This is a genomic window from Pseudomonas sp. 67(2021) (genome assembly GCF_017491835.1).
In the GTDB taxonomy this organism is placed as follows: domain Bacteria; phylum Pseudomonadota; class Gammaproteobacteria; order Pseudomonadales; family Pseudomonadaceae; genus Aquipseudomonas; species Aquipseudomonas atacamensis.
On record NZ_JAFGYL010000001.1, the window covers coordinates 288,016 to 309,993 of the forward strand.

The 21,978-nt window shown below is 61.0% G+C and carries 23 protein-coding genes; 8 read left to right on the top strand and 15 right to left on the bottom strand.

Annotated features, from left to right (window positions below; genetic code table 11):
• The first annotated feature begins 61 nt into the window (after positions 1–61).
• The gene (cadR, locus tag J5M66_RS01300; RefSeq protein ID WP_207807536.1) at positions 62–511 is read left to right on the top strand and encodes a Cd(II)/Pb(II)-responsive transcriptional regulator; all 450 of its coding nucleotides are present in this window, start codon (positions 62–64) and stop codon (positions 509–511) included.
• A gap of 120 nt (positions 512–631) precedes the next feature.
• On the opposite strand, the gene J5M66_RS01305 is transcribed toward cadR, so the two are convergent.
• The 3 genes from J5M66_RS01305 to J5M66_RS01315 all read right to left on the bottom strand — a co-directional run bounded on the left by J5M66_RS01305 (position 632) and on the right by J5M66_RS01315 (position 3,331).
• Positions 632–1,603 (bottom strand): thymidylate synthase, encoded by a 972-nt coding sequence (locus J5M66_RS01305; protein ID WP_041476852.1) that lies wholly within the window; start codon positions 1,601–1,603, stop codon positions 632–634.
• A 50-nt stretch (positions 1,604–1,653) separates the two neighbouring features.
• Entirely contained in the window at positions 1,654–2,469 is an 816-nt protein-coding gene (gene lgt, locus J5M66_RS01310) for a prolipoprotein diacylglyceryl transferase (protein WP_016772683.1), read from the bottom strand.
• Between the two features lie 79 nt (positions 2,470–2,548).
• Positions 2,549–3,331 (bottom strand): sulfite exporter TauE/SafE family protein, encoded by a 783-nt coding sequence (locus J5M66_RS01315; protein WP_016772682.1) that lies wholly within the window; start codon positions 3,329–3,331, stop codon positions 2,549–2,551.
• Positions 3,332–3,461: 130 nt separating this feature from the next.
• On the opposite strand from J5M66_RS01315, the gene J5M66_RS01320 reads away from it, so the two are divergent.
• Positions 3,462–4,208, top strand: a complete 747-nt coding sequence (locus J5M66_RS01320) for an NRDE family protein (RefSeq protein WP_207807537.1) — start codon at positions 3,462–3,464, stop codon at positions 4,206–4,208.
• 122 nt (positions 4,209–4,330) lie between these two features.
• On the opposite strand, the gene ptsP is transcribed toward J5M66_RS01320, so the two are convergent.
• Together ptsP and J5M66_RS01330 are read right to left on the bottom strand one after the other, a co-directional pair.
• The gene (gene ptsP, locus J5M66_RS01325; RefSeq protein ID WP_207807538.1) at positions 4,331–6,610 is read right to left on the bottom strand and encodes a phosphoenolpyruvate--protein phosphotransferase; all 2,280 of its coding nucleotides are present in this window, start codon (positions 6,608–6,610) and stop codon (positions 4,331–4,333) included.
• 22 nt (positions 6,611–6,632) lie between these two features.
• A complete protein-coding gene (locus J5M66_RS01330) occupies positions 6,633–7,112 on the bottom strand; it encodes an RNA pyrophosphohydrolase (protein ID WP_003229203.1) in 480 nt (159 codons plus the stop codon).
• Between the two features lie 143 nt (positions 7,113–7,255).
• Here J5M66_RS01330 and J5M66_RS01335 point away from each other — a divergent pair, with 143 nt between their 5' ends.
• Entirely contained in the window at positions 7,256–7,912 is a 657-nt protein-coding gene (locus tag J5M66_RS01335) for an HAD family hydrolase (RefSeq protein ID WP_073471005.1), read from the top strand.
• Between the two features lie 50 nt (positions 7,913–7,962).
• Here the strand turns inward: J5M66_RS01335 and J5M66_RS01340 are convergent, their stop codons facing one another.
• Together J5M66_RS01340 and ilvA are read right to left on the bottom strand one after the other, a co-directional pair.
• Positions 7,963–8,376, bottom strand: coding sequence for a DUF2269 family protein (locus tag J5M66_RS01340; protein WP_207807539.1), 414 nt, complete (start codon positions 8,374–8,376; stop codon positions 7,963–7,965).
• Between the two features lie 41 nt (positions 8,377–8,417).
• Entirely contained in the window at positions 8,418–9,932 is a 1,515-nt protein-coding gene (ilvA, locus tag J5M66_RS01345) for a threonine ammonia-lyase, biosynthetic (protein ID WP_071172186.1), read from the bottom strand.
• 317 nt (positions 9,933–10,249) lie between these two features.
• On the opposite strand from ilvA, the gene rpiA reads away from it, so the two are divergent.
• Complete coding sequence (gene rpiA / locus J5M66_RS01350) at positions 10,250–10,924, top strand: ribose-5-phosphate isomerase RpiA (protein WP_007913886.1); 675 nt, start codon at positions 10,250–10,252, stop codon at positions 10,922–10,924.
• A 141-nt stretch (positions 10,925–11,065) separates the two neighbouring features.
• Here the strand turns inward: rpiA and J5M66_RS01355 are convergent, their stop codons facing one another.
• The 4 genes from J5M66_RS01355 to J5M66_RS01370 form a co-directional block, all read right to left on the bottom strand.
• On the bottom strand, positions 11,066–11,983 hold the full coding sequence (locus tag J5M66_RS01355; RefSeq protein ID WP_207807540.1) for an SdiA-regulated domain-containing protein: 918 nt from the start codon (positions 11,981–11,983) through the stop codon (positions 11,066–11,068).
• 117 nt (positions 11,984–12,100) lie between these two features.
• Positions 12,101–13,024 (bottom strand): SdiA-regulated domain-containing protein, encoded by a 924-nt coding sequence (locus J5M66_RS01360; RefSeq protein ID WP_207807541.1) that lies wholly within the window; start codon positions 13,022–13,024, stop codon positions 12,101–12,103.
• Positions 13,025–13,313: 289 nt separating this feature from the next.
• Positions 13,314–13,979, bottom strand: coding sequence for a fumarylacetoacetate hydrolase family protein (locus J5M66_RS01365; protein WP_024014705.1), 666 nt, complete (start codon positions 13,977–13,979; stop codon positions 13,314–13,316).
• 41 nt (positions 13,980–14,020) lie between these two features.
• Positions 14,021–15,415 (bottom strand): FAD-binding oxidoreductase, encoded by a 1,395-nt coding sequence (locus tag J5M66_RS01370; RefSeq protein WP_041476861.1) that lies wholly within the window; start codon positions 15,413–15,415, stop codon positions 14,021–14,023.
• A gap of 205 nt (positions 15,416–15,620) precedes the next feature.
• Between J5M66_RS01370 and serA the strand changes: the two genes are divergently transcribed.
• Entirely contained in the window at positions 15,621–16,850 is a 1,230-nt protein-coding gene (gene serA / locus J5M66_RS01375; RefSeq protein WP_024014707.1) for a phosphoglycerate dehydrogenase, read from the top strand.
• A gap of 123 nt (positions 16,851–16,973) precedes the next feature.
• Here serA and J5M66_RS01380 read toward each other — a convergent pair whose 3' ends face one another.
• Positions 16,974–17,399: a DUF4399 domain-containing protein gene (locus tag J5M66_RS01380; RefSeq protein ID WP_024014708.1), complete on the bottom strand. Its 426-nt coding sequence runs from the start codon at positions 17,397–17,399 to the stop codon at positions 16,974–16,976.
• A gap of 135 nt (positions 17,400–17,534) precedes the next feature.
• On the opposite strand from J5M66_RS01380, the gene J5M66_RS01385 reads away from it, so the two are divergent.
• Positions 17,535–18,101: a transporter substrate-binding domain-containing protein gene (locus tag J5M66_RS01385; protein WP_122748329.1), complete on the top strand. Its 567-nt coding sequence runs from the start codon at positions 17,535–17,537 to the stop codon at positions 18,099–18,101.
• A 102-nt stretch (positions 18,102–18,203) separates the two neighbouring features.
• On the opposite strand, the gene J5M66_RS01390 is transcribed toward J5M66_RS01385, so the two are convergent.
• A complete protein-coding gene (locus tag J5M66_RS01390) occupies positions 18,204–18,689 on the bottom strand; it encodes a DUF523 domain-containing protein (protein WP_207807542.1) in 486 nt (161 codons plus the stop codon).
• Between the two features lie 2 nt (positions 18,690–18,691).
• Positions 18,692–19,324 (bottom strand): 2OG-Fe(II) oxygenase, encoded by a 633-nt coding sequence (locus tag J5M66_RS01395; protein ID WP_207807543.1) that lies wholly within the window; start codon positions 19,322–19,324, stop codon positions 18,692–18,694.
• Between the two features lie 108 nt (positions 19,325–19,432).
• On the opposite strand from J5M66_RS01395, the gene J5M66_RS01400 reads away from it, so the two are divergent.
• Positions 19,433–20,164: a DUF2059 domain-containing protein gene (locus J5M66_RS01400; protein WP_207807544.1), complete on the top strand. Its 732-nt coding sequence runs from the start codon at positions 19,433–19,435 to the stop codon at positions 20,162–20,164.
• 104 nt (positions 20,165–20,268) lie between these two features.
• Here the strand turns inward: J5M66_RS01400 and J5M66_RS01405 are convergent, their stop codons facing one another.
• Positions 20,269–21,216, bottom strand: coding sequence for an alpha/beta hydrolase (locus J5M66_RS01405; RefSeq protein WP_207807545.1), 948 nt, complete (start codon positions 21,214–21,216; stop codon positions 20,269–20,271).
• A 99-nt stretch (positions 21,217–21,315) separates the two neighbouring features.
• Between J5M66_RS01405 and J5M66_RS01410 the strand changes: the two genes are divergently transcribed.
• Positions 21,316–21,894 (top strand): DUF6436 domain-containing protein, encoded by a 579-nt coding sequence (locus J5M66_RS01410; protein ID WP_056786241.1) that lies wholly within the window; start codon positions 21,316–21,318, stop codon positions 21,892–21,894.
• The last annotated feature ends 84 nt before the right edge of the window (positions 21,895–21,978 follow it).

Genomic DNA, 21,978 nt, shown 5'->3' on the forward strand with positions numbered 1-21,978 from the left:
GTTGCCAAGTAAAGACCCTGTAGCCACTATAGGGTCAAGCACCCTTTTGGAGATGGCCGTCATGAAGATCGGCGAACTGGCGAAACTCACCGACTGTGCGGTGGAAACCATCCGCTACTACGAGCGCGAAAACCTCCTGCCGGAACCGGCGCGCAGCGACGGTAACTATCGCGTCTACACCCAGGCCCACGCCGAGCGCCTGACCTTCATCCGTAACTGCCGCACACTCGACATGACCCTCGAAGAAATCCGCAGCCTCCTCGCCCTGCGCGACAGCCCGCAGGATCAGTGCGAGAGCGTCAATGCGCTGATCGACGAACATATTCAGCACGTGAGGGCGCGAATTGATGGGTTATTGGCGTTGCAGACACAACTGCTCGACCTGCGCCAACGCTGTGGCGAAGGGCCGGAGGCGGATCAATGCGGGATCTTGCAGCGGCTGGAGGTGAGTGGCGGAGTTGTTGCGACCGAAGTCGAACACTCCCATGTGGGCCGCAGCCACGGCCACTGACGGGCGAAGCTCGTTCCCACGCTCCGCGTGGGAATGCCGCCATGGACGCTCCGCGTCCAAAGTGACGCAGAGCGTCACGGGATTCATTCCCACGCGGAGCGTGGGAACGATCAATGGTGACTAGACCGCCATCGGCGCAGTCATCGGCGGGTGGTGCTCGTAGCCTTCCAGCGAGAAATCGCTCGGTTCCACCAGTTCCAGCCATTCCGGCTGATACACACCGGTCTTGGCAAACTCCGGCACGCGGTCGGAGATTTTCAGTTTCGGCATGGCAAACGGCTCGCGCTTGAGCTGTTCGTTGAGCATGTCCAGGTGGTTTTCGTAGACGTGCGCATCGCCGATGAAATAGGTAAACCAGCGCGGCGTGTAACCGGTCAGGCGACCGATCAGGCTCAGCAGCGCGGCGCCTTCCGTGAGGTTGAACGGTGTGCCCAGGCCCAGATCGTTGGAGCGGATGTAGAGAGTCAGGGAGATTTCCTTGGTCTCGACGTTCGGGTGGAACTGGTACAGCAGATGGCATGGCGGCAGGGCCATTTCATCGAGCTGGGCGACGTTCCAGCCGTGGAACAGAATGCGGCGGCTGCCCGGATCCTTGATGATCGTGTCGACGCACTGGCGCACCTGATCGATCGCCTTGTACAGCACGACGTAGGCCTGGCCGTCTTCTTCGCCCTGAGCGATCTGCTTGTAGCCGTTGGCCAGGGTTTGTTCAATGGCGGCGGTGTTGCTCAGCGGGATCTGCTTGTACGCCGGCCATTTGCGCCATTGCACGCCGTAGATTTCACCGAGGTCGTCGTCGCCCTGACGGAACGGGTTGGCCAGCCATTGCGCGTTTTCGTTGGCGTTCTGGTCCCAGACCTTGCAGCCCAGCGCGCGGAATTCAGCGGCATTGTTCACGCCACGCAGAAAGCCGCACATCTCGCCGATGGCCGATTTGAAAGCCATTTTGCGCGTGGTGATCGCCGGGAAACCTTCCTGCAGATCGAAACGCAGCATCGCTCCCGGGAAACTGATGGTGTTGATACCGGTGCGGTTGGCCTGCTTGGTGCCGTTCTGAATGACGTGCGAGACCAGTTCGAGATATTGCTTCATGAGTTACCTGTGTCCTTGGAGCCCCGGCGTCGCGCGCCGGGGTTCGTAGTTTAAGCCGTCGGCGCGAGCGGCGCTGCCGGGGCGCGACGATAGGCCAGCCAGATCAGCAACAGCCCGCCGACAATCATCGGCACGCAGAGCACCTGGCCCATGGTCAGCCAGTTCCACGCCAGATAGCCCAGCTGTGCATCCGGCACGCGGACGAATTCGACGATGAAACGGAAGATGCCGTAGAACAGCGCGAACATGCCCGAGACCGCCATGGTCGGACGCGGTTTGCGCGAGAAGATCCACAGGATCAGGAACAGTGCCACGCCTTCGAGGGCGAACTGGTACAGCTGCGACGGGTGACGCGGCAACTGCGCCGGATCGCTGAACGGCGGGAACACCATCGCCCACGGCACGTCGGTGGCCTTGCCCCACAGCTCGGCGTTGATGAAGTTGCCGATGCGCCCGGCGCCCAGACCGATCGGCACCATCGGCGCGACGAAGTCCATCAACTGGAAGAACGACTTGCCATTGCGCTTGCCGAACCACAAGGCCGCGAGCATCACGCCGATGAATCCGCCGTGGAACGACATGCCGCCCTTCCACACTTCGAAAATCAGTGTCGGGTTGGCCAGGTACGCGCTCAGGTCATAGAACAGCACGTAACCCAGACGGCCGCCGACGATCACGCCCATCGATAGCCAGAACACCAGATCGGAGAGTTTCTCCTTGGTCCAGGTCGGGTCGAAGCGGTTGAGCCGGCGCGACGCCAACAGCCACGCGCCGCCGATGCCGATCAGGTACATCAGACCGTACCAGTGGATTTTCAGCGGACCGATGGCCAGGGCCACCGGGTCGATCTGCGGGTAAGGCAGCATTGCGACTCCTTGTTAGAGTTGAAAGCGAAATTCCCGGGCGACGCTGCCACCTCAGGATTAAGCCAGGATTGCCACGCGGTCAGAGCAGAAAGCTCAAACCCACGCAGAACAGCAAAGCGGCGAACAGCCTTTTCAGCAAGCGCGGCGACAACCTGTGTGCCAGACGCGCGCCGAGCCGGGCGAAGACCATGCTGGTCAGGGCGATGCCCAACAATGCCGGCAAATACACAAAACCGAGACTATGGGCCGGCAACAACGGATCGTGCCACCCCAGAATCATGAAACTTGCTGCACTGGCCAGAGCGATCGGCAAGCCACAGGCCGACGAGGTCGCCACCGCCTGCTGCATCGGCACGCTGCGCCAGGTCAGAAACGGCACGGTCAGCGAGCCGCCACCAATGCCGAAAATCGCCGAGGCCCAGCCAATCACCGTACCGGCGGCAGTCAGACCGAGTTTGCCCGGCACCGTTCGGCTGGCCTTGGGTTTGACGTCCAGCGCCAGTTGCACGGCGATCACCAGAGCGAACACGCCGATGATCTTTTGCAGGTTCGGCCCGGAGATGGCTTCTGCGGTCAGCGCACCGAAACCGGCACCGAGCAGAATGCCCACGGTCATCCAGCGAAAAATCGCCCAGCGCACCGCGCCACGGCGGTGATGTTCACGCACGGCGTTGACCGAGGTGAATATGATCGTCGCCAGCGACGTGCCCACCGCCAAATGCGTAAGAATCGACTGATCGAAGCCCTGCAAAGTGAAGCTGAACACCAGCACCGGGACGATGATGATCCCGCCGCCGACGCCAAACAGCCCGGCGAGCACGCCCGCACAGGCGCCGAGCGCCAGGTAGAGCAGAAATTCCATGACCGTCTCCAGCACGCATCGGCAAAACAGGAGCGGCATGTTAACGGATGCGCAGCCTTCTGCTCCACTGGCGATGGATGCACGGACGCCGGATGCGTAGAGTGGGCAAAAAACACACAAGGACCACCTTATGTGCCTGATCGTTTTCGCCTGGCGCCCGGGCCATGCCCAGCCGCTGATCGTCGCGGCCAACCGCGACGAATTCTACGCCCGCCCCAGCCTGCCATTGGCGCCGTGGCCCGAGGCGCCGCATGTGCATGCCGGGCGTGATCTTGAAGCTGGCGGCACGTGGCTGGGGATCGGCGCCAACGGACGCTTCGCCGCACTGACCAATATCCGCGATCCGCAACAGCCGCCGGCGACCAAATCCCGGGGCGAGCTGGTGGCGCGGTTTCTTGCTGGTGATCTGTCGATTGACGATTATTTGAGCGATGTGGTGGCTCGTGCCGCCGAATATGCCGGGTTCAATCTGCTGCTGGGCAATGCCCATGAGCTGTGGCACTTCAATGCACGAGCGTCAGAGCCGGTGATGTTGCAGTCTGGAGTTTATGGGTTATCCAACGCGGGGCTGGATACGCCGTGGCCGAAACTGCTCAAGGCCAGGGCGGCGTTGAGCGCGGTGCTGGACGATCCGCAGCCTGAGCGATTGCTGGCCTTGCTGAGCGATGCGCAGACCGCACCCGAGGCGGAGTTGCCGGATACCGGGGTAGGCATGGCGACGGAGTCGTTGTTGTCGAGCGTGTTTATTGCCAGCCAGAGTTATGGCACGCGAGCGAGTACAGCGTTGATCGTACAAGCGGACGGCACGCGGCGGATGGTGGAGCGCAGTTTTGGGCCGTATGGCGGGCATTTGGGCGAGGTGGAGGTTGTGGTTTAGCGGTGCCTGAACTGGCGCCTTCGCGAGCAGGCTCGCTCCCACATGGCTTTCGTGATCGATACGAATCCCTGTGGGAGCGAGCCTGCTCCGGGCGGCGTTCCGACGAAGAGGGCATCAGCCTTTTAGAGAGCCTTGGTCACCACCGGCGGATTCATCTTCGCCAACCCGAGATTCTTCAGCGCCAGTTGCAGCGAGCTGTGGATAACCTGCGGGTTATCGATCTTCATCAGTTCCGCCAGCATCTCCTGCGCCTTGCTCAGGTTCACCTGACGCAACATCCACTTCACCTTCGGCAGGTTGGTGGCGTTCATCGACAGGCTGTCGAAACCCATCGCCATCAACAGCACCGCCGCCGCCGGATCACCAGCCATCTCGCCGCAGATGCTCACCGGTTTGCCTTCGGCATGGGCGTCAGTGACGACGGTTTGCAGAGCTTGCAGCACCGCCGGGTGCAGATAGTCGTAGAGGTCGGCGACGCGCGGGTTATTGCGGTCGACCGCCAGCAGGTACTGGGTCAGGTCGTTGGAGCCGACGGAGAGGAAGTCGACCATCCGCGCCAGTTCCTTGGTCTGGTACACCGCTGCCGGGATTTCGATCATCACGCCGATCGGCGGCATCGGCACGTCGGTGCCTTCGTCGCGCACTTCGCCCCAGGCGCGATGGATCAGGTGCAGGGCTTCTTCGAGTTCGTGGGTGCCGGAGATCATCGGCAGCAGAATCCGCAGGTTGTTCAGGCCTTCGCTGGCCTTGAGCATCGCGCGGGTCTGCACGAGGAAGATTTCCGGGTGGTCGAGGGTGACGCGGATACCGCGCCAGCCGAGGAACGGGTTGTCTTCCTTGATCGGGAAGTACGACAGCGATTTGTCACCGCCGATGTCGAGGCTGCGCATGGTCACCGGTTGCGGGTGGAACGCGGCGAGCTGTTCGCGGTAGATCGCCAGCTGTTCCTTCTCGCTCGGGAAGCGCTGGTTGATCATGAACGGCACTTCGGTGCGGTACAGACCAACCCCTTCGGCGCCACGCTTCTGCGCCCGCGCCACATCGGCGAGCAGGCCGGTGTTGACCCACAGCGGCATGCGGTGGCCATCGAGGGTCACGCACGGCAGGTCGCGCAGGGTGTCGAGGCCCAGCGCCAGTTGTTTCTCTTCCTCGACGACTTCGGCGAACTGCTTGCGCAGTACTTCGCTCGGGTTGGTGTAGACCTCGCCACGGGTGCCGTCGACGATCATTTCGATGCCGTCGACCTTGGCGTACGGCAGATCGACCAGACCCATTACCGTCGGAATGCCCATGGCTCGGGCGAGAATCGCAACGTGGGAGTTACCTGAACCGAGCACCGAGACCAGACCGACCAGCGTGCCTTCCGGCACCTCGCCGAGCATCGCCGGCGTCAGTTCTTCGCTGACCAGAATGGTTTTTTCCGGGTAGACCAGGTTCTGCTGGCGCTCTTCCTGCAGATAGGCGAGCAGGCGGCGGCCAAGGTCTTTGACGTCCGAGGCGCGCTCGCGCAGGTAGGCGTCGTCCATCAGTTCGAAACGGTTGACGTGCTCAGTGACCACCTGACGCAGCGCGCCCTGAGCCCACTGCCCCGTCTTGATCACGGTGGTGATTTCGCTGCCCAGCGAGGCATCGTCGAGCATCATCAGGTAGACGTCGAACAACGCGCGTTCTTCCGGGCGCAGCTGGGTCGCGAGTTTGGCGGACAAGGCGCGCATGTCGGCGCGCACGCCTTCGATGGCAGTCTTGAACAGCGCCAGCTCAGCGTTGATGTCGGTGATGGTCTTGTCCGGCACCACGTCCAGGTCCGCCGGCGGCAGCATGACCACGGCGGTACCGACGGCAGCACCCGGCGAACCCGGCACGCCGACGAACTTGGCTTCCTGAATGCCCTTGCCCTGCCGGCCCAGACCACGGATCGAACCGGTGGCCTCGGCGTGGGCGATTACGCCGGCGAGCTGCGCGCTCATGGTCACGAGGAAGGCTTCTTCACCTTCGTCGAACTGGCGGCGTTCTTTCTGCTGGATGACCAACACGCCGACGACGCGGCGGTGGTGGATGATCGGTGCACCGAGGAACGAGGCGTAACGCTCTTCACCGGTTTCGGCGAAATAGCGATAGCGCGGGTGAACCGACGCGTTTTCCAGGTTCAGGGGTTCTTCACGCGTGCCGACCAGACCGACCAGACCCTCGTTGGGGGCCATGCTGACCTTGCCGATCGAGCGCTTGTTCAAGCCCTCGGTGGCCATCAGGACGAAGCGGTTGGTTTCCGGATCAAGCAGGTAGACCGAGCAGACCTGGCTGCCCATGGCCTCTTTGACGCGCAACACAATAATCCCCAACGCCGCCTTGAGATCCTTGGCGGAGTTAACTTCCTGGACGATCTTGCGCAGCGTATTGAGCATGGCTCGGGGTCGAACTCCGTCGTCAGTCGCGCGCTAAAAGGCGCGGGGCAAGCTCTTTGAGAGCGCGTCGATAAACCTCGCGCTTGAATGTCACCACCTGGCCCAACGGATACCAATAGCTGACCCAGCGCCAGCCATCGAACTCCGGTTTACCGGTCAGATCCATCCGCACCCGCTGCTCGTTGGAGATCAGGCGCAGGAGAAACCATTTCTGTTTCTGGCCGATGCACAGCGGTTGGCTGTGGGTACGCACCAGGCGTTGCGGCAAACGATAGCGCAACCAGCCTCGGGTACAGGCCAGTATTTCAACATCTTCACGTTCCAGGCCAACTTCTTCGTTCAGCTCGCGGTACAAGGCGTCTTCCGGCGTCTCCTCGGGGTTGATCCCCCCTTGCGGAAACTGCCAGGCGTCCTGATTGATACGGCGAGCCCATAGCACCTGGCCGGCGTCATTCGTCAGAATGATCCCGACATTGGGGCGGAAACCATCGGGGTCGATCACGGCAACAACCTCGCAAACGCATGTCGCCGCATTGTTCCACAAAGCTTGATGAGGCGGCAACGAAGGTTCCTACCTTATGTGCACTCTTGTGAAAAGACCGTATTCTTGTCGCCTTTTTACTGACTTTTCAGCGGGTAACTGCAATGCGCCTGGCTTTATTCGATTTGGACAACACCCTTCTGGGCGGCGACAGCGATCACGCCTGGGGCGATTATCTGTGCGAGCGCGGCTTCCTCGACCCGATCGCCTACAAGGCGCGCAACGACGAGTTCTATCAGGATTACCTGGCCGGCAAGCTCGACAACGCTGCCTACCTGAACTTCTGCCTGGAAATTCTCGGCCGCACCGAAATGGCCGTGCTCGACGCCTGGCACAGCGATTACATGCGCGACTGCATCGAGCCGATCGTGCTGCCCAAGGCACTGGAGCTGCTGAAAAAGCACCGCGATGCCGGCGACAAACTGGTGATCATCACCGCCACCAACCGTTTCGTCACCGCGCCGATCGCCGTGCGCCTGGGCGTGGAAACCCTGATTGCCACCGAATGCGAAATGGTCGACGGCCGCTACAGCGGGCGCAGCACCGACATTCCGTGTTTCCGTGAAGGCAAGGTCACGCGCCTCAATCGTTGGCTGGAAGAGACCGGGCATTCGCTTGAGGACAGCTATTTCTATAGCGATTCGATGAATGATCTGCCGTTGCTGGAGCAGGTGGCGAATCCGGTGGCGGTGGATCCTGATCCGAATCTGCGGGCCGAAGCCGAGAAGCGTGGCTGGCCGGTGATTTCGTTGCGCGGCTGAGATTGCTATCGCTGGCAAGCCAGCGATGGGGGTCAACTCGGTCTCAAGCCTTAAACCGGCTTGGCCCCCATCAACGCCGCTATGGTGACAAATCCGACGCCGCTGACAATCGCCAGGGCCAGATTGAACGTGCGATTGCCCACCCCGCTTGTCCACAGCCGATCCAGCCGGACCAGCAGCCAGACCGCGCTGAGCGTGGGCACGGCATAGATCACGCTGGAACCCAGAATCCACAATTGGCCCAATGGCCAGCCCACCAGGTGTACCAGCCACCAGCCGGTGAAAGGCATGCTGAGCATGCCGATCAGCATCAGACACCAGATGAACAGCCAGGGACGGCGCATCGTACTGGCCGGGCCTTCGCTGCGATTACGCCAGGTCAGGGCGGCGAGCCCCAGCCCGCTCGCGAGGATGACCACGGTCGCCGCGACGTGAAGGACTTTCAGGGTGGTCAGGGTTTCCATGTCGTTCTCTTCCGTAGATCCATGCCCATCAGCGTAGCCGCTCAGCCAAGAAACAGCTGATAGGCCGGGTTGTCGCTTTCATCCCAATACGGGTAGCCGATTTCCGCCAGTGCCGCCGGCACCAGATGACGTTCGTCATGGGGCACTTGCAGGCCGGCGACCACGCGGCCGTCCGCTGCGCCGTGGTTGCGGTAGTGGAACATCGAGATATTCCAGCGCCCGCCGAGCTTGTTGAGGAAGTTGAACAACGCGCCCGGACGCTCCGGGAATTCGAAACGCAGCACCACTTCATCGACCACCTGCGCGGCGCGGCCACCGACCATGTGGCGGATGTGCAGCTTGGCCAGTTCGTTGTCGGTCAGGTCGATGACCGGGAAACCCTGCTCGGTCAGGCTCGCCAGCAAGGCGCTGCGCGGATCGTTGTCCGGGTGAGTCTGCACGCCAACAAAGATGTGCGCTTCGCTGCCGGTGTTGTAGCGGTAATTGAATTCAGTGATCTGGCGCTTGCCGATGGCTTCGCAGAACGCCTTGAAGCTGCCGGCCTTTTCCGGAATGGTCACGGCGATGATCGCCTCGCGACCTTCGCCCAGTTCGGCGCGTTCGGCGACGTGGCGCAGGCGGTCGAAGTTGACGTTGGCACCGGAGTCGATGGCGACGAAAGTCTGGCCGCTGACGCCACGCTGCTCAACATACTTCTTGATCCCGGCCACGCCCAGCGCGCCGGCAGGCTCGGTGATCGAGCGGGTATCGTCGTAGATATCCTTGATTGCTGCGCAGATCTCGTCGGTGCTGACAGTAATCACTTCATCGACGTAATCCTTGCAGATCTCAAAGGTGTACTGGCCGATCTGCGCCACCGCCACGCCGTCGGCGAAGATGCCGACAGTCGGCAGAACCACGCGCTCGCCCGCTGCCATCGCGGCTTGCAGGCAGTTGGAATCGTCCGGTTCGACGCCAATCACCTTGATGTCCGGACGCAGGTATTTCACGTAGGCCGCGATACCGGCGATCAGGCCGCCACCGCCGACCGGGACGAAAATCGCATCCAGCGGCTGCGGGTGCTGACGCAGGATTTCCATCGCCACGGTGCCCTGCCCGGCGATGGTGTGCGGATCGTCGTACGGGTGGATGTAGACGTAGCCTTTTTCATCGACCAGTTTTAGCGAGTAGGCCAGCGCTTCCGGGAACGAGTCGCCGTGCAGCACCACTTTGCCGCCGCGCGAGCGCACGCCTTCGACCTTGATTTCCGGGGTGGTCTTGGGCATGACGATGGTGGCTTTGACGCCCAACACTTTCGCCGCCAGCGCCAGACCCTGCGCATGATTGCCCGCCGACGCGGTGACCACGCCACGAGCGCGCTCTTCGTCGCTGAGCTGGGTCAGCTTGTTGTAGGCGCCGCGAATCTTGAACGAGAACACCGGCTGTAAGTCTTCACGCTTGAGCCAGATGTCATTGCCCAGCCGCTCGGAGAGCTGGCGGGCGTTCTGCAGCGGGGTTTCTACGGCAACGTCATAAACGCGCGAGGTGAGGATCTTCTTGACGTACTGTTCGAGCATCGGAAAGCATCACTGGCGATTGGGCGGGACCAGCGAGTCTAACCCGCCTTTTGCCGAGGCGACCACACTAAACAGGTGGTTTTAAGGTCTGGAAACCCATTCTTGAGTGAGCACTGTCGTGGCGAGGGGATTTATCCCCGCTGGAGTGCGAAGCGCTCCCCTGCATTTTTTCAGTTACACCAGCGCTCCTGGGTTTACGACGACTGCGTCGCCGAACGGGGATAAATCCCCTCGCCACAGCTTGTTTCCCCCTCTACCACCGCGAGGCCTATAATGCCGGCCTTTCTGCCCAACCCTTGCCTGCTTCCGGAGCCCGCATGACCCAGGATCAACTCAAACAGGCCGTGGCCCAGGCCGCTGTCGACTTCATCCTGCCGAAACTCGACGACAAGAGCATCGTCGGCGTCGGCACCGGCTCCACCGCCAACTGCTTCATCGATGCACTGGCCCAGCACAAGGGCGCGTTCGATGGCGCCGTTGCCAGCTCCGAAGCCACCGCCGCGCGCCTCAAGGGCCATGGGATTCCGGTGTATGAGCTGAATACCGTCAGCGATCTGGAGTTCTACGTCGACGGCGCCGATGAAAGCGATGCGCACCTGAACCTGATCAAGGGCGGCGGCGCAGCCCTGACCCGCGAGAAGATTGTCGCCGCCGTGGCCAAGACCTTCATCTGCATCGCCGACGCCAGCAAACTGGTGCCGGTGCTCGGCGAGTTCCCGCTGCCGGTGGAAGTAATCCCGATGGCCCGCAGCCACGTAGCCCGCCAACTGGTCAAACTCGGTGGCGACCCGGTGTACCGCGAAGGCGTGTTGACCGACAACGGCAACATCATCCTCGATGTGTTCAACCTGCAGATCACCAACCCGGTGGAGCTGGAAGCGCAGATCAATGCCATCGTCGGCGTGGTCACTAACGGCCTGTTCGCCGCGCGCCCGGCGGATCTGTTGTTGCTGGGCACCAGTGAAGGCGTGAAAACTCTGAAGGCTGAGTAACAGACTGCCCGAATCATGGGCAGACAAATAAACCTGTGGGAGCGAGCCTGCTCGCGAAAGCGTCGGGTCAGTCAACATATTCAGAGACTGATCCACCGCCTTCGCGAGCAGGCTAGCTCCCACAGTGTTTTGTGGTGTTGGTCAGTTTTGTGTGGGCTTCTTGAAGACGTAAAACAGATTCGGCTCGCTCACCAGGTACAACGTGCCGTCATCATCCATCGCAATCCCTTCCGCCTGCGGCACGGTTTTCTGCAAACCCTGACGCCCGCCACTGATCGACATGGTGCTCAAGGGGCGCCCGTCGACATCCAGCTCGATAATCAACCGCGACTCGTCCGACAGTGCCAGCAAGTGCCCGCTGCGTTCGTCGTACTGCAGACTCGACAGATCACGCACGAACATCCCGGCATCGCGCTTGGGGTTGTTGATCACGTGCACCGCGTAGGTCTTGTCCGGTTTGAAGTGCGGAAAACCGTGGACCTCGTAGATCAGCATCGGGTCGCGTTCTTTGGCCACGAACAGCCGCTTGCCCACCGAGTCGTAAGCCAGCCCCTCGAAACCCTTGTTGCTGGCCATGTGCACGCCCAAGGTCATTTGCTCCGCATCTTCGGCATCGAGAAAAGTGGTGTCGGCCTCGAGATGAATCTTGATCAGGCGTTGCTGGCGCTCGTCGGTGATCACGTAGGTGTCGGCGCTGATGTACTCGACCGCTTCCGGATCGCCGAACCCGACCAGAGCGATGCGCCGCAAAATCTTGCCTTCCAGCGACAGTTCAATCAGTTCGGAATTCTTGTTGGTCACGGTGAACAGGCTTTTGCGCACCGGATCGTAGGTCAGCGCCGAGACGTCATCGTCGAGCCCCTCAATCGGCCGCGCCTCGATGGTCACCCGATATTGATCCAGGCCGATCGCCTCGCTGCTCAACGGTTGCCACAGCGTATGCAGGTTGAACCAGGCGCGCTCGAACAGGCGCAGGTATTGGCCGATCGCGAGCAACGCGATCAGGGCAATCATCAACAGGACAAGAATCAGCGGTTTGGGACGGGCAAGTCGACGCATTCAGGCAGGCTCGGGTTCAAGGCAGGCCGATGAAATATCACGCCTGTCTGAACTGAAGCTTAATGGCCACTTGCCTGCCACGACAACCGCACGATTCCGCGATTGTCGTACGGAAAATTACCGGTGTTTTTCGAAGCGGTAGAACAGGTTCGGTTCGCTGACCATGTACAACGTGCCGTCCTCGTCCATGGTCATGCCTTCGGCGCGGGGAATGGTGTCTTTCAGACCGTTGAAATTCCCAAGCAACGTCATGAAACTGACTTGCTCGCCCTTCTCGTCCAGTTCCAGCAAAAGGTGCGAATCGGCGGACAACACCAGCAGATGGCCAGTGCGTGGGTCGACCGCCAGCGCCGACAGGTTGCGAATATCGAGCTCGTCACTGGCCAGCTTCTGCTTGTCGCCGATCAGGGTCTGGCTGCCGTCGCTTTTCCAGGTGAACAGCGCCGGCGGGCGCTCTTCACCCAGCACAAGTTGACGGTTACGCGGATCCCAGGTGATGGCTTCGAAAGCTTTGTTCTGATCTTTCGACGGCCCGAGGTCGTATATCGGGAAGTCGCCAATGTTCAGCTCACGGGTACCGGCTTCGACCTTGACGATCGACAGCGTGTGTTGACGTTCATCAACAATCGCCAGCAGACCGTTTTCCATGACCGTCAGGCCTTCCGGGTTGCTCCAGCCCACCAGCGGCATCTTGCGCAGCACGTCGCCTTGCAACGTCAGCTCAGCCAGGAACGGATTTTTGCCCATGACCGCGAACAGGGTCTTGGTCTGCGGGTTATAGGCCAGATCCGAAGCTTCGTCCTTTTCCATGCCCGGCAGCGGCTTGGCATCGATCACCACCTGATAATCCGGCAGCCAGACACTCTCCTTCTGCTCTGCCTTGCTCTCGAAGCGCTCCAGCACCCACAGCACGCCGCGATCATCCCAATGCATGGCGAACGCCAGCCCATAGGCTGCGGCGATGACCAGCAACAGCCAGACATACCAGCGCAGGACGAAGCGGGAACGGGAGGGGGATTTCTGCTGAGTTGAAGATGCCATCGAGGGATGCGTTCCGTTAATTCAGGCCAAGGGTAATAGCACAAAGAGGCCGGCTGAGACGCCAGAATCGCGGGAATTATCCAGAGAGGATGTGAAAAAAACGGGAAATGGCGGGATTGCCGTGTGCATTTGCCAGCAGCAACACATTCAGATATGGAATGGCCCTTGTGGTGAGGGGATTTATCCCCGTTGGCGCGCGAAGCGCGCCCAAAAATCTTGGGCCTGCTGCGCAGTCCAACGGGGATAAATCCCCTCACCACAAAGCTCACCCCTGCAAGGGGTTCTGCGGTTAGCGCACGCTGCTGCTGAAGCTGCTCGCCCCCGGCAGTTCGAGGACGATTTCATCGCCGACGTTCAGCGGGCCGACGCCCACTGGTGTGCCGGTGAGGATCACGTCGCCGGCCTGCAGCGAGAAGCAGCCGGCCATGTGCTGGATCATCGGCACGATCGGGTTGAGCATCGCGCTGCTGTTGCCGTCCTGGCGCACTTCGCCGTTGATGGTCAGGCGGATGCCGATGTCGGTCAGGTCAGCGAAGGTGCTGCCGACCACGAACGGGGCGATCACCGCCGCGCCGTCGAACGACTTGGCGATTTCCCACGGCAGGCCCTTGGCTTTCAGTTCAGCCTGCTTGTCGCGCAGGGTCAGGTCCAGCGCCGGGGCGAAGCCGGAGATCGCATCGAGGACTTCTTCACGGCTTGGTTTGGTCGACAGCGGCTTGCCGATCAACACGGCGATTTCCGCTTCGTAGTGCACCGAACCACGCTCGGTCGGAATGCTGAACCCGCCTTCCAGCGGCACCACGCAACTGCCCGGCTTGATGAACAGCAGCGGCTCGGTCGGCACCGGATTGTCCAGTTCCTTGGCGTGCTCGGCGTAATTGCGGCCAATGCACACGACTTTCCCGATCGGGAAGTGAATGCGCGTGCCGTCGACGTACTGGTGCTGATAGCTCATTTACCGACTCCTGCCTTTATTGATTCAACAGAGATTACCGATCAAACCGGGAAAATCTTGCCCGGGTTCATGATGCCGTTCGGGTCGAACACTGCCTTGACCGCTTTCATGTACTCGATCTCGGCCGGCGAGCGGCTGTAGGTCAGGTAATCACGCTTGGTCATACCGACGCCGTGCTCGGCCGAGATCGAGCCGTTGTACTTCTCGACGGTTTCGAACACCCACTTGTTGACGGTGGCGCACTTGGCGAAGAACTCGTCCTTGCTCAGATTTTCCGGCTTGAGGATGTTCAGGTGCAGATTGCCGTCGCCAATGTGGCCGAACCAGACGATTTCGAAATCCGGGTAGTGCTCGCCAACGATCGCGTCGATTTCGCGCAGGAACGCCGGCACTTTCGAGACGGTAACCGAGATGTCGTTCTTGTACGGCGTCCAGTGGGAAATGGTTTCGGAGATGTACTCGCGCAGCTTCCACAGATTGTGCAGCTGGGTTTCGCTCTGGCTCATCACGCCGTCGAGCACCCAACCCTGTTCTACGCAGTGTTCGAAGGTCTCCAGCGCGCTGTTGGCCACTTCTTCGGTGGTCGCTTCGAATTCCAGCAGGGCGTAGAACGGGCACTCGGTCTCGAACGGCGCCGGCACGTCACCACGGCCCATGACCTTGGCCAGGGCCTTGTCGGAGAAGAATTCGAACGCCGTCAGGTCGAGTTTGCCCTGGAAGGCGTGCAGCACGGGCATGATCGAATCGAAATCGGCGGTGCCGAGGACCATCGCCGTGAGGTTTTTCGGCGCGCGATCGAGGCGCATGGTCGCTTCGACGACGAAACCGAGCGTACCTTCGGCGCCGATGAACAGCTGACGCAGGTCGTAACCGGTAGCGTTCTTGATCAGGTCCTTGTTCAGCTCGAGCACGTCGCCCTTGCCGGTGACGACTTTCATGCCGGCGACCCAGTTACGGGTCATGCCGTAGCGAATCACCTTGATCCCGCCGGCATTGGTGCCGATGTTGCCGCCAATCTGGCTGGAACCCGCCGAGGCAAAATCGACCGGGTAGTACAGGCCGTTTTCTTCGGCGACGTTTTGCAAATGCTCGGTAACCACGCCCGGCTGACACACGGCGGTGCGGTCGGTGAGGTTGACGTCGAGAATCTGATTCATGTAATCGAACGAGACCACCACTTCGCCATTGGCCGCGACTGCGGCGGCGGACAGCCCGGTGCGCCCGCCCGATGGCACCAGCGCAACCTTGTGGGTATTGGCCCAGCGCACCACGGCCTGCACCTGCTCGATGGTCTTGGGAAACACGATGGCACTCGGCGCCGGGGCGAAGTGCTTGGTCCAATCCTTGCCGTACGTATTCAGGGAGTCGGCGTCGGTCAGGACCTTGCCGGGCTCGACCAGGGTCTTCAGTTCATCAATCAGCGCAGGATTGGTCATCGACAGAACTCTCGAACAATTCATGGTCATCCTGAGAACGCTTCACGTCGCAGGAATGAGTGTTTAGCGGGGTGGCTATGCTAGCATACCGACCCCGCAGGACAGTGCCCAAGGCCAGATCCGCGGTGACGGCTTTGTTGCCGTGCGGGTCAGCTCCAGGCTGCTCCCTCCATGCCATTTTTCTCCGGGATACAGGTTTACGCAGATGAGCAAGACTTCTCTCGATAAGAGCAAGATCAAGTTCCTTCTTCTCGAAGGCGTCCACCAATCGGCTGTCGACGTCCTCAAGGCGGCGGGCTACACCAGCATCGAATACCTGACTGGTTCCTTGCCGGAAGCCCAGCTCAAGGAAAAGATCGCTGACGCTCACTTCATCGGCATCCGCTCGCGCACGCAACTGACCGAAGAGATCTTCGATCACGCGAAGAAACTGGTCGCGGTCGGCTGTTTCTGCATCGGCACCAACCAGGTTGACCTCAGTGCGGCCCGCGAGCGCGGTATTGCCGTGTTCAACGCGCCGTACTCCAACACCCGTTCCGTAGCCGAGCTGGTACTGGCCGAAGCGATCCTGCTGCTGCGCGGCATCCCTGAGAAGAATGCATCCTGCCACCGTGGCGGCTGGATCAAGTCCGCCGCCAACTCGTTCGAGATCCGTGGCAAGAAGCTGGGCATTGTCGGCTACGGCTCGATCGGCACGCAGTTGTCGGTGCTGGCTGAAGGCCTGGGCATGCAAGTGTTCTTCTATGACACCGTGACCAAGCTGCCACTGGGCAACGCTACGCAGGTCAACAACCTGCACGAGCTGCTGGGCATGTCCGACATCGTCACCCTGCACGTCCCGGAAACCGCGGCGACCCAGTGGATGATCGGCGAGAAGGAAATCCGCGCCATCAAAAAGGGCGGCATTCTGATCAACGCTGCACGCGGCACCGTGGTCGAACTCGACGCCCTGGCGGACGCGATCAAGGACAAGCACCTGATCGGCGCGGCCATCGACGTGTTCCCGGTGGAACCACGCTCCAACGACGAAGAGTTCGAAAGCCCGCTGCGTGGCCTCGACAACGTGATCCTGACCCCGCACATCGGTGGCTCGACCGCCGAAGCGCAAGCCAACATCGGTCTGGAAGTGGCGGAAAAACTGGTCAAGTACAGCGACAACGGTACTTCGGTGTCGTCGGTCAACTTCCCGGAAGTGGCCCTGCCGGCTCACCCTGGCAAGCACCGCCTGCTGCACATCCACGAGAACATCCCGGGTGTGATGAGCGAGATCAACAAGGTCTTCGCCGAAAACGGCATCAACATCTCCGGTCAGTTCCTGCAGACCAACGAGAAAGTCGGCTACGTGGTGATCGACGTAGACGCCGAATACTCGGAGCTGGCGCAAGAGAAGCTGCAACACGTCAACGGCACTATCCGTAGCCGTGTTCTCTTCTGAAGAAGCAGCGGCAAGCTTCAAGCTACTAGCGGCAAGTGAACAGCGCTTTTGCTTTACCTTGCCGCTTGCAGCTAGCCACTTGAAGCTGAATTAAAAAAGGGAGCCCCGCAGGGCTCCCTTTTTTTATTTCACGTTGACGGTGATTTTTTCCGAAACGATCGATGGGTCGAACGGCATGTGGCCGCTGTCGCCGAGGATCAATTGCAAGGTGTGTTTGCCCGGGGCCAGTTTGATCGTGGCTTCGGTCTGCGCCTTGCCGAAATGCATGTGATGGGCGTCAGTCGGGATCGGCGCGCCTTCGGCCGGCAGGTCGTCGACGTCGATCAGCAGGTGATGGTGGCCGGTGTTCTTGGTGGTGTCACCCGCCGGGGCCAGCGCGATGTTCTTGACGCCGAACTTGACCTTGAATTCCTGCGAGACGGTAGCGCCGTCCTCGGGAGAAACGATGAACACTTCAGCATCCTTCGGCGCCGGTGTCGCCGCACTGGCCAGCACCGAAACACCCATCAGCACACCGGCCAACGCTGCACGTGACAAAAAGCTTTTCATTTTCTTCTCCAGTTTTTCCGTAAAATCCGCACGGTCATGACAACTTCATGACCATTCGTTGTCGAAGGCACTCGACAACCATAGCAAAGCGAGCCTGAATCAGAGCGTCGCGATAATGATTTCAAAGGAGTGACCATGCGCCTGCTGCCTGGCCTGATCTGCCTGCTACCCCTTCTGAGCCCGCTGGCTCACGCCGAACTGATTGATGACGTCAACGACCGTGGCGAGCTGCGCATAGCCCTTGAGGCTAATACACCGCCCTTCAATTACAAGGAAGGCGACACCCTCACGGGGTTCGAGGTCGAGCTTGGGCAACTTCTGGCCCAGGAGCTGGATGTACGCGCCGACTTCATCGTCACCGACGAGGGCGACCTGCTCCAGGGCGTTGAAAGCGGCAAGTACGACGTCGCGCTCAACCACATAGCACTGACACCCGAACTCAAGGATCGTTTCGACTTCAGCGAGCCGTACGGCGAGGTTGATGGGCAATTGTTGGCGAAGAAGGACGAGACGCCGCGGCCGATGGTGCTGGTGCAGGCGTTGACCGAAGCGAAGCCGAAAGCGGCAGCGCCGGTGGAATTGGCGATACCGTTTCAGAAGGGTAATCCGGCGTTTCAGGCCAGCCTCAAGAGCGCGCTGGAACGGATCAAGGCGGATGGGCGGTTGGCGGCGTTGTCGAAGAAGTGGTTCACCGAACCGTAGGAGCTGCCGCAGGCTGCGATCTTTTGATGTTGATTCGAAAGATCAAAAGATCGCAGCCTCGTTTCACTCGTCAGCTCCTACAGTTGAATTGGTGCTGGCGCTTTAGTCGAGTCGGGCCAGGGCCTGCGCGGCTTGCGGCAGCTCAAGCTCACTGAAAACCCGAACCCCATGGCGCTTGAGCAACGCCGCCGTCACCCCCTCGCCACTGACTCTGACCCCACTGAACGTGCCGTCATACATCATCAGATTCCCGCAGGAAGGACTGTTGGCCTTGAGCACCGCCACCCGAATGCCGTGCTTTTGCACCAGCTCCAGCGCTTGCCGCGCGCCCTCGAGAAACTGCGCGCTGACATCTTCGCCATCAGTAGTGATGACTGCGGCAATGCCATCCAGCACCTCACCGCCCTGCCCGCCGGGAATCTCCGCCGCCGCCCTCGGCGTCGGCAATCCACCGGCCACCTCAGGACACAACGGCACCACGCGCCCTTCTTCGATCCACTGTTCAAGCAGATCAAACGGCCCGCTCGCGCCACCGTCATAGCGCACGCGATGGCCCAGCAGGCAGCGGCTGACCAGAATCTTTTCCATGCTCAGAACGGCTCGTTGCCACGGCGACGAAACCAGCCGGTCAGCGACAGGCGCTCGCGATGGGCCGGCAACACTTCGTGGGGCACTTCGCCGGAAAGAAACACCACCAGACAGCCGCCGGTAGGCTGCACGTCGTGCACGCGCTCATCGCCCAGGTACATGCGCAACTGGCCACCGTCCTCCGGCAGCCAGGCTTCGTTGAGGTAGATCACGGCCGAGACCATGCGCCGGTCATCATCGCGAAAGCGGTCGACGTGCTTGAGGTAAAACGCGCCGGGCGGGTACAGGGCGAAATGGCATTCGAAATCCTCAAGCCCCAGAAACAAGCCACGATTAAGTGCCTCGCGCAGACTGTCCATCAGATTCAGATAGCGGTCAGTGGCGTCGGCCTGACCCGGGTCGATCCATTGAATGTGATCGCCGCGAATACCCTCGCGAATCTCCGAAAACGGCCCGCGCCCGACCGCTGCCGGCGCCAGCTCACCTTCGGCTTCACGTTTACGGCACTCGGCCGCCAGCGCCCGGGTCAGATCGGCGGGCAGGAAGATGTTCTGCTGCGACCAGCCGTGTTCGGCCAGGTCGTCGACAATGCGTAACAGCAGCGGGTGTTCAGAGGATATCGGCATGGCGCGCATAGTATGCCGACGGCGATAAATCCGACAGAGCCACGCAGCGCCTTGCTACGAATTCTCGACAAGTACCGGCACCGCACGGACAATAGTCCGCTGCTGACAGGAGTCCCTATGCGCCGTTTGCTTTTTTCACTGTTGATGTTCTGCGTATCGCCCGCCTGGGCGGACGGCTTTGATCAGTTGTACAAGGTCGCCGGCTGGCCAGAACAACGCGCGCATTTCAACGATGCCCTGAGCGCCGCCCAGCAGCGCTATCAGAACAGCCTGCCGCCTGCGGTGTTTCAGGCGCTGGTCAACAACAGCAATCAACGCTTTGCCGCGCAGGCCATGGATCAGCGTGCCGAAGCGCAACTGCGGCAGAAACTCGCCGACCCGAAACCGGCGCTGACCTTCTTCCAGTCACCACTGGGCAAGAAAATCGTCGCCGCCGAATTGCTCGCAACCCGCCGCGATCAACTGGCAAAAAATGCTCAGGGCCTGCCGAAGATGCAGGCCAGCGACAGTCGCTTGCTGATCATCGGCCATCTCGCCCAGGCCCTGCCAGCCCGTGAGGCGGGCGCCGAGGTCAGCCTGGCGATTGCCGGCGTAGCGGCGGACAGCTTGAGTTCGATGATCCCGGGACTGCTCGGCGGTGGACAGGCACAGGGCATGTTGAACGGTCAGCGCCAGCGGCTGATGGATCAGATCGGTGCCGATCTGAACAACACGTTGCTTTACGTGTATCGCGATTTGTCGGATGAAGAGCTCGAAGAATTTGCGACGTTTGCCGAGTCGACCGAGGGCAAGGCTTACTACCAGGCGGCACTGGCGGCGATTCGGGCGGGGTTGGCGGTCGGCCAGTGATGTTCGTTACCTGAAAGATCGCATTCGCGAGCAGGCTCGCTCCCACAGTTGTAACGCATTCCCCTGTGGGAGCGAGCCTGCTCGCGAAGAGGCCCTCCCAGGCACTAGAGATTCCGCCCCCTGATCCGCTTGCTCAAGAATTCGAAATACTCCTCACGCATCTCCGCCGTTTCATTGGCCAGGTGATGCCGTGCCTCGGCCAGCAGCAGTATCTGCGGCCGGTCGAACTTCCATTTCAACACCTGCAGATTGTGCTGCCAGTCGACAGTCATGTCCGCCTGCCCCTGAATGATCAGCGGCCGTCGCGGACTTTTTTTCGCGTGCTCGACGCGGATGATCCAGCGCGACAGCGCGCCCACCCATTTCGTCGGCAGGCGTCTTGGCTGTAACGGATCGGCCTGCAGAAACGGCAGGAAATCCGGATCGTTGGAGTTCTCGCTAAAGCGTCGCACCACGCCGCGCACAAACGGCCGCAGCAGGTAATAACTCAGCTGCGACCAGCCCCACGCCCTTGGTCGCACCAACGGCGCGAGCAGAATCACCTGCCCCTGCGCCGGGCTGTTCTCGCCATGGTTGAGCAGGTGATCGACGACAATCGCGCCACCGGTGCTTTGCCCGCACAAATGCCAAGGCTGCGGCAGCGCGATCGAGTTCGCTTCAGCAAACAGCGCCTGCAACACGTCCTGGTATTCAGAGAAATCACGAATGCATGCCCGTGGCCCGCTCGACAGACCATGGCCCGGCAAGTCGCAGGCGATCACGGCAAAATCCTGATCCAGCGCCCACTCGATCACATGCCGGTACAGGCCGATGTGATCGTAGTAACCATGCAGCAGAAACAGCGTCGCCTTGACCTTCTCCGGCCACCAGCAATGGCTGACCAACTCGTAGCCATCGACTTCGAAACGACCCATGCCGCGCCAGACATCGCGCTCGGCGAAGTCGGTCTTGTAGAAGCGCTGATAAGCCTTCGCCTCATCCGATAACGGCTGCCACTCGGCCAATGGCTTGAGGCTCGCGCGTAAATGATCGGGGTCGAAAGTATCAGGCATGCGGGTATTCCAGAGCGGTAAACGGACTTTATCGGCCTGCGATATTCATCTGTCGGAGCAAGCATGGCAAGCTAGCCAACCTTTTCAGATTCCGAAATCATGCGTTCGCCCTACCGCACCGCACTGTTCGCCAGCCTGCTCGCGTTGATCTGCGCCGGGGTGCTGTGGGCGGCGTATGACTGGTTTCAGGGCCGCTATCTGCGCGCGTTCAGCGAACATACGGCGGTATTTTCCGGTGACCCGCTGCGCCTGCCGGACAACCTCGCCGGGCCGGGCAATATCCGCCTGGTGCACTTCTGGGACCCGGCCTGTCCGTGCAATGTCGGCAATCAACAGCACCTGAGCGAGATGGTCGAACAGTTCGGCGCGCGTGGCGTGGAGTTCTTCGCCGTACAAAAGCCCGGCAGCCACGGCCAGTTGCCCGCCACCCTCGCCAGCCTGAAAACCATCATCGTCCTGCCCGGCGCCGAACAGATCCCCGCCAGCCCCGCCGTAGCGATCTGGGATCGTAGCGGCAAACTCGCCTACTTCGGCCCGTACAGCGAAGGCCTGACCTGCAACTCCAGCAACAGCTTTATCGAACCGATTCTGCATGCGCTGACGGAAGATCGCCCGGTCAATGCCACGCACACGCTGGCGGTGGGTTGTTATTGCCCGTGGCCGGCGGACGCGAAGTAAGGCATTCCGGACTTTTCAAGGACAGCGCTGCACCGCACAGATGCTCTGTGCTAAATGTTTGCAGCCCGACGGGCGGCCTTCCCG

Coding starts and splice junctions, on each gene's coding strand:
- J5M66_RS01335 (WP_073471005.1), top strand. CDS start 7,256: ATGCGCCTGGCTTTATTCGATTTGGACAACACCCTTCTGGGCGGCGAC.
- J5M66_RS01305 (WP_041476852.1), bottom strand. CDS start 1,603: ATGAAGCAATATCTCGAACTGGTCTCGCACGTCATTCAGAACGGCACC.
- ptsP (WP_207807538.1), bottom strand. CDS start 6,610: ATGCTCAATACGCTGCGCAAGATCGTCCAGGAAGTTAACTCCGCCAAG.
- J5M66_RS01340 (WP_207807539.1), bottom strand. CDS start 8,376: ATGGAAACCCTGACCACCCTGAAAGTCCTTCACGTCGCGGCGACCGTG.
- J5M66_RS01400 (WP_207807544.1), top strand. CDS start 19,433: ATGCGCCGTTTGCTTTTTTCACTGTTGATGTTCTGCGTATCGCCCGCC.
- J5M66_RS01385 (WP_122748329.1), top strand. CDS start 17,535: ATGCGCCTGCTGCCTGGCCTGATCTGCCTGCTACCCCTTCTGAGCCCG.
- J5M66_RS01365 (WP_024014705.1), bottom strand. CDS start 13,979: ATGAGCTATCAGCACCAGTACGTCGACGGCACGCGCATTCACTTCCCG.
- J5M66_RS01315 (WP_016772682.1), bottom strand. CDS start 3,331: ATGGAATTTCTGCTCTACCTGGCGCTCGGCGCCTGTGCGGGCGTGCTC.
- J5M66_RS01355 (WP_207807540.1), bottom strand. CDS start 11,983: ATGCGTCGACTTGCCCGTCCCAAACCGCTGATTCTTGTCCTGTTGATG.
- serA (WP_024014707.1), top strand. CDS start 15,621: ATGAGCAAGACTTCTCTCGATAAGAGCAAGATCAAGTTCCTTCTTCTC.
- lgt (WP_016772683.1), bottom strand. CDS start 2,469: ATGCTGCCTTACCCGCAGATCGACCCGGTGGCCCTGGCCATCGGTCCG.
- J5M66_RS01395 (WP_207807543.1), bottom strand. CDS start 19,324: ATGCGCGCCATGCCGATATCCTCTGAACACCCGCTGCTGTTACGCATT.
- J5M66_RS01370 (WP_041476861.1), bottom strand. CDS start 15,415: ATGACCAATCCTGCGCTGATTGATGAACTGAAGACCCTGGTCGAGCCC.
- ilvA (WP_071172186.1), bottom strand. CDS start 9,932: ATGCTCGAACAGTACGTCAAGAAGATCCTCACCTCGCGCGTTTATGAC.
- rpiA (WP_007913886.1), top strand. CDS start 10,250: ATGACCCAGGATCAACTCAAACAGGCCGTGGCCCAGGCCGCTGTCGAC.
- J5M66_RS01405 (WP_207807545.1), bottom strand. CDS start 21,216: ATGCCTGATACTTTCGACCCCGATCATTTACGCGCGAGCCTCAAGCCA.
- J5M66_RS01380 (WP_024014708.1), bottom strand. CDS start 17,399: ATGAAAAGCTTTTTGTCACGTGCAGCGTTGGCCGGTGTGCTGATGGGT.
- J5M66_RS01360 (WP_207807541.1), bottom strand. CDS start 13,024: ATGGCATCTTCAACTCAGCAGAAATCCCCCTCCCGTTCCCGCTTCGTC.
- cadR (WP_207807536.1), top strand. CDS start 62: ATGAAGATCGGCGAACTGGCGAAACTCACCGACTGTGCGGTGGAAACC.
- J5M66_RS01410 (WP_056786241.1), top strand. CDS start 21,316: ATGCGTTCGCCCTACCGCACCGCACTGTTCGCCAGCCTGCTCGCGTTG.
- J5M66_RS01320 (WP_207807537.1), top strand. CDS start 3,462: ATGTGCCTGATCGTTTTCGCCTGGCGCCCGGGCCATGCCCAGCCGCTG.
- J5M66_RS01390 (WP_207807542.1), bottom strand. CDS start 18,689: ATGGAAAAGATTCTGGTCAGCCGCTGCCTGCTGGGCCATCGCGTGCGC.